Raw genomic sequence first — 10,664 nt, forward strand, 5'->3', positions numbered from 1 at the left:
TTTACTTCGTGTCATTGGGTCATTGGGTCATTTGGTCATTAAGTCATTTTCGCTTTGCGCCTGCAACAATGACTTAATGACGCGCAGTAAATGCCCCAATGACCAACTCATTCGTCCCTTAAACTCCTTACCGGATTTATCGTAGCTGCCTTTATGGCCTGGTATGATATAGTAAGGGCTGCTATTATAAATGACGATGCTATCGCTACCATAAATATCCCAGGGCCGATGTTAATGTGATATGCAAAATTTTGTAGCCAGCTATGCATCACGTAGTAACCCAACGGTGCGGCCACTACAAAGGCTATCGCTATCAGGTAAATAAACTCTTTTGTAAACAATGCTACGATGCTTGCTACCGGTGCGCCTAACACTTTACGGATTCCAACCTCTTTGGTACGTTGCGATGCAGCGAAGGCAATTAAGCCGTATAAGCCCAAACAGCCAATAAAAATGGCGATGTAGGAGAAAAGCTGAAATGCAACGTAAACCTTTTGTTCCTGCTTGTAAAAATTAGCGATATGTTCATCTACAAACTGAAACTGAAAAACATTATCAGGATAAAGGGCCGACCATTGCTTGTTGATATAGTTAATGGTTTCGGTCATATTGCCCGGTTGTATTTTTATGCTCGCCATAAAAAACCTACCGGGATTGTATTCCAGCACGCACGAGCGGCGTTTTTTATGTTTGGATTCAGTTTGAAAATCTTTTACCACGCCAACAATGGTTGCACTTTGGTCGCCACCACCTAATGTTATATGTTTATTGATGGCAAGTTGTGGGTTTTGGATCCCCAGTTTTTGCATCAGGGTTTCGTTGATCACTACTTTCTGAATGGTATCCTTTTCGTTCTTTTTCCAGATCTTTTGTCCGGCCAGCATTTGCAGCTTGAACATATCTGTAAATTTCTCATCAATAGCTTTAATCTCGGTAACATCATCTTTGGTTACCCCTTGTTCTACAGATGAAAAACTGGTAAAACTGCTATTAAAACTTGGGGCACCCGACGAAAAACTTATTTCTTTAATACCCGGGTAGGTTGCCATCTCCTGGTTAAAAACGTCCTTTTTCTTTATATCGGGCAGGCGGACAGATACTACGGCGTCTTTATCAAAACCAAGGTCCTGGTTTTTAAAAAAGTCCATTTGCCTGGCTACTATGAGGGTGCCTATGATCATTATCTGCGATATGGCAAATTGCCCAATCACTAAACCCTTCCGCAAAGTAAGTTTTCCGCTGCCACCGGCATTTTTATTTTTAAAACTATCAACTGGTTGGAAAGCAGATTGCACAAACGAGGGATATAAACCGGCCAGCAAAATCACTGCTAAAGTAATAGCACCGATCCAACCTAACACTGCAGGTTGCATCAATTGCGAGGCATCAATATTGATTGACATCCAATCCCCTGCTTTTGACAGGAAAAAAGCACATACGGCAACACCCAACAACACCGAGAATAGTACCAGCACTGTAGTTTCACCTAAAAATTGTTTAATGAGTTGCGATCGGCTTGCACCCAACACTTTGCGCATGCCTACCTCTTTGGCGCGTTTAATGGCCTGGGCGGTGGCCAGATTAATAAAATTGATACAAGCCGTGATGATGATGAGCAAAGCCACACCAATTAAGGCGTAGTAGGTATCTTTTGATGTAGGCGTAATGATGTTATTGATGTATCGTTGATCGAAGTGGATATCTTTTAAAGGCTGAAAAGGTAAAACCGCTGCCTTGGCAACATCGGCGCCCCAGTTCTTTTTAATAAAGGCGGGCATTTTACTATTTAGCTGACTAATGGAATAGTTTTTAGGTAAAACAATATAGGCATAGCTTCCGCCCATAATAGCCCAAAAGTTGCCCATTGGTCCTTTTAGTTTATTTTCGATACTGTTTAAGGAGATCAGGAACGAAAGCGGAAGGCTTGTATTAGCAGGAAGATCTTTAATTACGCCCGTTACCTTTACATCCAGCTGGTTTTCAAAATTGATCAGCTGACCTACGGCATTACCTTTGCCAAAGTATTTTTTGGCGATACTTTCGGTAAGGACAACGCTATTTGGTTGTAACAGAGCAGTATTTGGGTCGCCGGCGAGCCATTTGTAATCAAAAACTTTATCGATCTGGCTATCGCCAAAGGCAACATTGTGTTCAGTGTAACGGTTATCCCCTATTTTCACCATGGCATCCCCCTGGTAAAAAACCTGCGTGGTTTGTTCCAGTTCAGGAAAATCTACCCGCATGGCAGGTATAACGGCCATGGATACATTGGAGTTAAAATCGAGTGCGTGGAGTGTTACACGATAGGTACGATCGGCCTTGCTATTGTAGGCATCGTACCCCAGCTCATTCCTCACAATTAAAAAAATCACCAAACAGGCCGCCACGCCAAGTGTAAGCCCGAAAATGTTCAGGAAGGCGTAACTCAGGTTACGACGGATATTCCTGAAAGCAATAACTACATAACTCTTTAACATAAAACCCTCCTTTTATTTATCATTAAGTCATTTGCTGCGCGTCATTGAGTCATTTGGTCATTAAGTCACTTTTACTTTGCGCCCTGCAACAATGACCTAACGACGCACAGCAAATGACTCAATGACTATTCAGACCGCAGACTTTTAACCGGATTAGCCAACGCAGCTTTTATAGATTGAAAACTTATAGTTAAAAAAGCAACTATCACGGCGGCTCCGCCGGCTATGGCTATTAGCCACCAATGCAGTTCGGCACGATAGGCGTAGCTCATCAGTAATCTATCCATAGCATACCAGGCAACTGGCGCGGCTATAACAATGGCTATCAGTACCAGCATCAAAAAATCGCGCGATAACATGGCTGTAATATTGGTTACCGATGCGCCCAGTACTTTGCGGATACCTATTTCTTTAACTTTAATTTGCGCGGTATAGGTAGCCAAACCAAACAAACCAAGGCATGAAATAAATACAGCTATGCCTGTAAATATGTTAAACAGCGTAGCCATTTGCTGTTCTGATCTGTACATATTGTTGTACTCGTCGTCCAGAAAATTATATTCGTAAGGAAAGTCGGAGTTGTATTCTTTCCAGTATTTCCCTACCAGTTTAATAGCAGCCGGGGCATCTTTACCAGTTGTTTTTACAAACAATTGCCACGAAGTTGGCCTGTATGTAAATATTGCAGGTTCAATTGTTTGCTTTAAGGAAGCGAAATGAAAATCTTTAACAACACCTATAATGGTGCCGTTAAGATCGTGCAGCTTAAAACGTTTGCCTATAGGATCTTTAATCCCGGCCAACCGTACAGCTGTTTCGTTCAATATATAATGAGCCGAATCTGATTTTGAACCTGTAAAACCAGTACCGGCGGCAAACTTTAATTTAAACATGCCGATAAAGTCTTTATCGATATCAAACGGGTTGATCAAAAAGCTCAGATCTGCAGGTTTACCATCCCAATCGGTATCGCTGGTGCTTCCGTTGCTGCTTAGCACACTGGTATTACCGGTACTAATGCCTTTTATTTCGGTATGGCTTAGCAAATCGGCTTTTATAGCTTCATAATGATCTTGCATGGCACGCAGCGGTAATGCAAAAACATGCTCTTTATCATAACCCAATTGTACAGAGTTGATGTATTGAAGCTGTTTATTAATGATCAATGTACCGATGATGAGCCCTACCGAAAACGCGAACTGACACACCACCAAAACCTTGCGGAAGGTGGCATTCCCGGCTCCGGATATTTTACCCTTAAGCGCGTTTACAGGTTTAAATGATGAAAGTAGTAACGCGGGATATATACTTGATGCAACAAGCGTTGCTATAATAGTTAAAGCAATAATTTGCAAAACGCCTGCATTAAACAGGTCGAAATGCATTTCCTTGCCGGATATGCTATTGTAAACCGGCATAATAGCGTAAATAAGCCCGATGGCTAAGCCAAGGGCAACAATAAAACACAATACAGTTTCAACAATAAACTGTATAAAAAGCTGGCTCCGTTCGGCACCGATAATTTTACGCACACTCACTTCTTTTGAGCGGAGTATAGAGCGCGCTGTTGAAAGGTTAATGTAATTAATGCAGGCGATCAGCAAGATCAGCACCGCGATAATTGAGAATATTTTCACGATCTGCATCCCGGTTGATGTACCATCTGGATTATACAGATGGATATCTTTTAGCGGTTGTAGCTGAAAGACGCCGTCGGTTGGCTTGATGCCCGGCTGGTTTTTCATGTGTATTTCGGTAAGTTTGGCACCGATATCCTTGATAGACGCGTCGGGCCTTACCTGTAAAAAGGTGGTGGTATAATAATCACCCCAATCGCCATCCATCGTTTTCCACATTCCTTTACCATCGTATTGTTTCTTCCTTACATTCATGGAGAATAACATATCTCCTTTGATACTTGAATTATGAGGAAAATCAGCCAATATGCCCGAAACGGTGTAAGGAACTTTACTATCGCCCATAATGGTTTTACCCATCGCGTCTTCACTACCGAAGTATTTTTTTGCAGTGCTTTCGGTTATAATAACCGATTGATCATTAGGGAAAGGTGTTTTAACATTCCCTTTTAATAACTTGTAATCAAAAAGTGTAAAAAAGGCATCATCAACAAACTGAAGTTTGCCAAAATCCTCCTTCAATAGCCTGTCTTTATACCTGAAAACAGAATAATCATAGCAGGTAACCAATCTAACCGCGCTAACTATGGCCGGTACTTCCTTCAGGCCGAAGGCTGCAACCGGAGGAGATACTCCACCCCAAACCTGCTGGCTCGCTCCTGAACCTATTGAAGCGTTTACCTTATAAATATTATCGCGTTTAGTATTAAAACTATCATAACTCAACTCATCCTGCACCCAAATCAAAATAAGTATACCAACGGCCAGGCCAATGGTAAGCCCCACAATATTTAAAGCACTATAAAACCTGGTATTAATTAGGTTGCGCCAGGCGGTTTTCAGGTAGTTTCTAAACATAGGAGTAGGTATTTTTTAACAAAAAACTCCCCGGCATGCCCCTCTGCAAATAATTGCGGAGGGGCAGCGGAGGCATTTTATTAACTTATTATAAACTGATTTCGGGGGCGGATTGCAAGTCGTAAGTCTTTGGTCTTAAGTTCAAAGTATTAAAAGACTTTGAACTATCGGCTTTGAACTTCCGACTTGAATTTAAGTCGCAAGTCTTTAGTCAACAGTTCTAAGTCTTAAATCTGACTTTGAACTTGAGGCTTAGAACTTCGGACTTAGAAAAATTATACCATGATATTTTCCATAACGGTTTGTCCGTCAAGCAGGCGAATAATGCGGTGGCTGTAACGGGCATCGTGCTCAGAGTGCGTTACCATGATAATGGTTGTACCCTGTTCGTTCAAATCGGTAAGCAGTTCCATTACATCGTTACCGTTGCTGCTGTCCAGGTTACCGGTGGGCTCATCCGCAAGGATCAGTTTGGGTTTGTTAACTACCGCGCGGGCAATAGCCACACGTTGTTGCTGACCACCTGATAACTGCTGCGGATAGTGGTTACGGCGGTGCATAATCTGCATTTTATCCAATACCTCTTCTACCCTTTTTACACGCTCTGAAGCGGCAACACCGGTGTAGATCAATGGTAATTCAACGTTTTCAAAAACGGTAAGCTCATCGATCAAGTTAAAGCTCTGGAAAACGAAACCAATGTTGTGCTTGCGCAGATCGGCACGTTTACGCTCGTTGAAGTGTGCTACCTCAATTTCGTTGAAAACGTAGCTGCCCGCATCCGGATCATCAAGCATGCCCAGGATGTTAAGCAAGGTTGATTTGCCGCAGCCCGAAGGGCCCATAATGGCAACAAACTCGCCGGTTGCTACTTCCATCGACAGCTTGTTTAACGCGATGGTCTCTACCTCTTCAGTACGGTAGAATTTTTCGAGATTGGAAATTTTTATCATTGGTGCCTCCGTTATTTCATTCCTGGTAAAACCGGGAATGATTTGTTTTTTGTTTATGCTGAATTAATTAATTGGCTTTTATATTATAATGACGCTCGGTACAGTGAATACGTTGCAACAAATATTTATTTTTTCAATACAAGTTCCTGAATATCACCATAGGTTTCGTAGCTCGAGGTAATAACCTTGTCGCCAGGGTTCAAACCATCGGTCACTACATAATAATCAGGGCTTTGACGGCCAAGCTGGATGTTTACTTTATATGCTTTGCTGCCATCTTCACTTACCTTAAAGATCCAGTTACCACCGGTTTGCTGGAAGAAACCACCTTTAGGTACCAGCACTGCCTGCATTTGATCGCTCAGCGCTAAACGCACCTGTAGGGTTTGTCCTTTACGGATACCAGTTGGCACCGCGCCCACAAACTGCATATCAACCTGGAAACTACCGGTTGTTTTTACCTGGGTATATACCTTTTTAATAACCAGGTTATAGGTTTTATCAGCAAACTGAAAATCGCCTTTTAGGCCGGTATAGATACGTGAAAGATAGTGCTCATCAATATCAACCCTAACTTTAAAGCCCGATTGTACGTCGATCTGGCCAAGGTGCTCACCTTTATTTTTGTTCTGACCAACCTCGGCATCCATAGATGTTAACTGACCGTCGATAGGTGCCCTTAGTACTAAGCCTGCAACTTTTTTGCGCATCAGCTCGAGCGTGGTTTTCATGTGGGTATATTGCTCTTGCGATTGTGAGGCTTGTTGCTTAACCAATGATGTATCCTGTGTAAGGATCTGTTTGGCTAATTTATAACGGTTAACCTGGTAATCGTAAGTGTTTTTTGCCGATTGATATTCCTGCAAGCCGATAGCTTTTTGATCAAACAGGTGTTTATCCAGTTTGTAGATCCTTTCGGCCTCTTTGTAAGCGTTCTCCACATCGGCCATGGTGTTCAGCTTGCTAATGGTGTTTTGCTGAGCGTTGTTATGCGAAATTTGCATTTGAGTTTGCTCGGCATATACAGCGGTTTCCTGGTTAGCCAGGTTAAGCTCAAGATCGGTATTTGATAGTTTCAGGATCGGGTCGCCTTTTTTAAGGGTGGCACCGTCTTCAACATATTTTTCTTCAACCACACCGCCTTCAGATGCATCAAGATATATGGTAGTTAACGGCATAACCACGCCATTAACCGGGATAAACTCCTGGAAAGGGCCTTTAGTAATAGTACTTATAGTTAGACGTTCGGTATCCACATCAAGCTTGCTTTTGCCCGATGTTAGGTAAATGCTGCCGCCAATCAGTATAATAACGCCTGTAATACCCGCAATGGTTAGTATCTTTTTGCTGTTCCAGGTCTTTTTCTCAATTTTTCTGTCCACTGTATTTTTATAATATTTTGTTAGTGATAACAAAAACACATGCCACAAATTAAAATACTGTTTTACAGCTATTTAAACACCATTTACTCAATTAAAGCGTACGCTTCTGTTACAGCAAGTGTACGGTATTGATACAGTGTATTTGTACGGCTTTTGAGCTTAAATAGCTACGCATCTGCTTATCCGTTCACAATGAACGGTTTATAGCTTATATATCGTAAAACAGGGCTATTTAGCATAAAATTTGTAACGGATTGGGCTGTTAACGAGTCTTTAATTTATTATATAGTTCATAGGTTATAGTTCAGTATTTCTCGCCTTATTATCGGCCGGTTAATAAAGGGACTACAATTTACTTTAAATTTATAACTTTTATTAAATTGACCTCTTCAATTAATCATAAGCTATAATGATGTATAGCTATGATAATCATCTATGAACTATTAACCGAAACTATAAATGATACTTAAAAAAGCTACCGTTTTAATTGTTGATGACGATCCGGACGTACTTACCGCGGTAAAACTGTTGTTAAAACCCGAGGCGCGGGAGATCATCACCGAGAAAAACCCCGAAAACCTGAACTGGCTGCTGCAACGCCATGAGGTGGATATGGTATTGCTTGATATGAACTTTAACAGCGCCATCAATACCGGTAACGAAGGCCTGTATTGGTTGCGCAAGGTGAAAGAGTGGAAGCCCAACGTATGCGTGATCATGATAACAGCTTATGGCGATATTGACCTGGCCGTACGATCCTTAAAAGAAGGCGCTAACGATTTTGTGGTGAAACCATGGCACAACGAAAAACTGCTGAACACCATAAGCGATCTGCTGGAGAAAAAAGAAGGCGGAAGCGCTAAAAGCACTAAAACATCGGTTAAAAGCACCGCAGGCGATACCGCCATCCTCGGTGAATCTGACGCGATGCAGGATATTTTTTACAAGGTGAACAAAATTGCCCCTACCGATGCCAATATTTTGATATTGGGTGAGAACGGCACCGGTAAAGATTTGATGGCGAAAGCTATTCACGAGCGTTCCTTGCGTGCCGATAAACCTTTTGTTAAGGTAGATGTAGGCGCGCTTACCGATACGCTGTTTGAAAGCGAACTCTTCGGTCATAAAAAAGGGGCGTTTACAGATGCCCGTGAAGACCGTATGGGGCGTTTTGAAGAAGCACAGGGCGGCACTTTGTTTTTGGATGAGATAGGCAATATCAGCCTACAGCAACAAGCCAAACTGTTAACCATTTTACAAAACCGACAGGTAACCCGTTTGGGTACCAACAAGGCTGTTGATGTAGATATCAGGCTGATTTGCGCAACCAACGTACCACTGAGCGAATTGGCTAATGAGAATAAGTTCAGGAAAGATTTAATTTATAGGATCAACACTGTGGAGATCAACATGCCGCCTTTACGCCGCCGTAATGAGGATATTGTGATACTGGCACGTCATTTTGCAAAACAGTACGCAAGTAAGTACCTCAAATCATCGATGGATTTTGATGCGGCGGCCATCAACAAGCTTAAAATGTACAACTTCCCCGGTAACGTGCGTGAGTTACAGTACACTATTGAGCGTGCCGTGATCATGGCTGACGATACGACCCTTAGGCCGGATGATCTGATCTTTTCTATACTGGAAACAAACACCGATAGCGGCGCGGTTGATGCAGATAACATCCCGTTAAGTACGCTGGAGAAAAACGCGATACTCAGGGTGATTGAGAAGCACAACGGCAATATTACCCGTGCCGCCAAAGAACTTGGCCTTACCCGCACCGCCCTATACCGAAGATTAAGCAAATATGATATTTAACCGTTACGAATGGCGGCTGCTGCTGCGTGTTTTTTTACTGCTTGTTGTATTGGTGGTTACCGCCTTTGTAATAGTTCATCTCGGTCAGCTTTTGTATTTGGTGATCTTGTTGCCGCTGGTTGCTTATTCGGTTGTGGATATGATCCGGTTTCAGCGGAAGGCGCAGGACGAGGTGAACCAGTTTGTAGAGTCGATCCATTACCGGGATTTTTCCCGCCATTTTGATGTACGCAAAGCGCCGAATGAATTAAAACCACTGCGTAAAGGTTTTAACGATATCAATACCACCTTCAAACTCATCAGCCGCGAACGCGAAACGCAATACCATTACCTGCAAAAAATATTAGAACTGGTTGATACCGGTATCCTATCCTACGAGGAGGAAACCGGCGAAACCGGCTGGATCAACGAGGCTTTTAAGGGCATTATCGGTGTACCCTATCTTAAAACCATTCACTCGCTCGAAAAACGGCAACCTGAATTATACAATGATCTGATCAAGCTAAAACCTGGCGAAAGCAAAATTATCACGGTAACCCGAGGCAATCAACAGGTTAAAATATTGGTGAGCGCCAGTTTGATGCGGAGTGATGAAAAACTGAACAAGCTCATTGCCTTCCAAAACGTGAACGAGGCATTGGATGAAACCGAATCGAAAGCATGGTCAAAACTGCTTAATGTAATGACCCATGAGATCATGAATTCCGTAGCCCCTATCTCTTCATTGGCAGACACGCTTAAAAACAGACTGCAAAGCCCGGATATTACCGAGAGTTTGCCACACGGCGATCTGGAAGACCTGGAGCTGGGCATAGATACCATCAAACGCCGCAGCGAAGGCCTGCTTAAATTCACAGAAAGCTACCGGAGCCTCAACAAGATAACCAAACTGGATCTGAACAAGATCATGGTGCGCGATATTTTCGAAAACCTGAACAGCCTGATGACACCAACACTCGAGAAAAAGAACATCGAACTGGAGATCATCCTCCGCGACCCAACCCTTGCTATCGAGGCTGATATTAATCTTATTGAGCAAGTAATGATCAATCTGTTAGTAAATGCCATCGAAGCAGTAAAGGACCGCGAAGAACCACGCGTCACCCTCACTGCCGAGGTACAAAGCGGCAAAACCTTTGTTAAAGTGATTGATAACGGTTTAGGCATGCCGCTGGAGTTATTGGATAAAATCTTTATTCCGTTTTTCAGTACCCGTAAAACAGGCAGCGGTATCGGCTTGAGTTTATGTAAACAGATTATGCTGTTGCATAAAGGCAATATCCAGGTGCAATCTACCGAGGGGAAAGGTTCGGCGTTTATATTGTCGTTTTAAACCACGCCCCTCGCTCTCAAATCATTATGTTATTGCGAGGTACGAAGCAATCGCATGCTATACCGAGCCGCTCTGCCTCCGTGCGATTGCTTCGTACCTCGCAATTGTAAAGGTTAGATAATTCGGTAACAGAATTAGGGATTATTTTTGTTGTTTAGGGTAGCCATATCAATGGGCTTTTTACCATTAATCCCCTGATG

At 42.7% G+C, this 10,664-nt stretch carries 6 protein-coding genes; 2 read left to right on the forward strand and 4 right to left on the reverse strand.

What is annotated here, in order from left to right:
* Window positions 1-107 precede the first annotated feature (107 nt).
* From AAFN85_RS31465 to AAFN85_RS31480, 4 genes are all read right to left on the reverse strand, one after another.
* Window positions 108-2,477, reverse strand: coding sequence for an ABC transporter permease (locus AAFN85_RS31465; protein ID WP_347531945.1), 2,370 nt, complete (start codon window positions 2,475-2,477; stop codon window positions 108-110).
* A gap of 125 nt (window positions 2,478-2,602) precedes the next feature.
* On the reverse strand, window positions 2,603-4,972 hold the full coding sequence (locus tag AAFN85_RS31470) for an ABC transporter permease (protein ID WP_347531946.1): 2,370 nt from the start codon (window positions 4,970-4,972) through the stop codon (window positions 2,603-2,605).
* A 275-nt stretch (window positions 4,973-5,247) separates the two neighbouring features.
* A complete protein-coding gene (locus AAFN85_RS31475) occupies window positions 5,248-5,925 on the reverse strand; it encodes an ABC transporter ATP-binding protein (protein WP_090525339.1) in 678 nt (225 codons plus the stop codon).
* Between the two features lie 125 nt (window positions 5,926-6,050).
* On the reverse strand, window positions 6,051-7,307 hold the full coding sequence (locus AAFN85_RS31480) for an efflux RND transporter periplasmic adaptor subunit (RefSeq protein WP_347531947.1): 1,257 nt from the start codon (window positions 7,305-7,307) through the stop codon (window positions 6,051-6,053).
* 459 nt (window positions 7,308-7,766) lie between these two features.
* Here AAFN85_RS31480 and AAFN85_RS31485 point away from each other — a divergent pair, with 459 nt between their 5' ends.
* Window positions 7,767-9,131 (forward strand): sigma-54 dependent transcriptional regulator, encoded by a 1,365-nt coding sequence (locus AAFN85_RS31485; protein WP_347531948.1) that lies wholly within the window; start codon window positions 7,767-7,769, stop codon window positions 9,129-9,131.
* Complete coding sequence (locus AAFN85_RS31490) at window positions 9,121-10,464, forward strand: HAMP domain-containing sensor histidine kinase (RefSeq protein ID WP_347531949.1); 1,344 nt, start codon at window positions 9,121-9,123, stop codon at window positions 10,462-10,464. The genes AAFN85_RS31485 and AAFN85_RS31490 overlap by 11 nt, the downstream gene beginning before the upstream one ends.
* Window positions 10,465-10,664: the final 200 nt, after the last annotated feature.

Origin of the sequence: Mucilaginibacter sp. CAU 1740, assembly GCF_039839285.1 — a bacterium.
In the GTDB taxonomy this organism is placed as follows: Bacteria; Bacteroidota; Bacteroidia; order Sphingobacteriales; family Sphingobacteriaceae; genus Mucilaginibacter.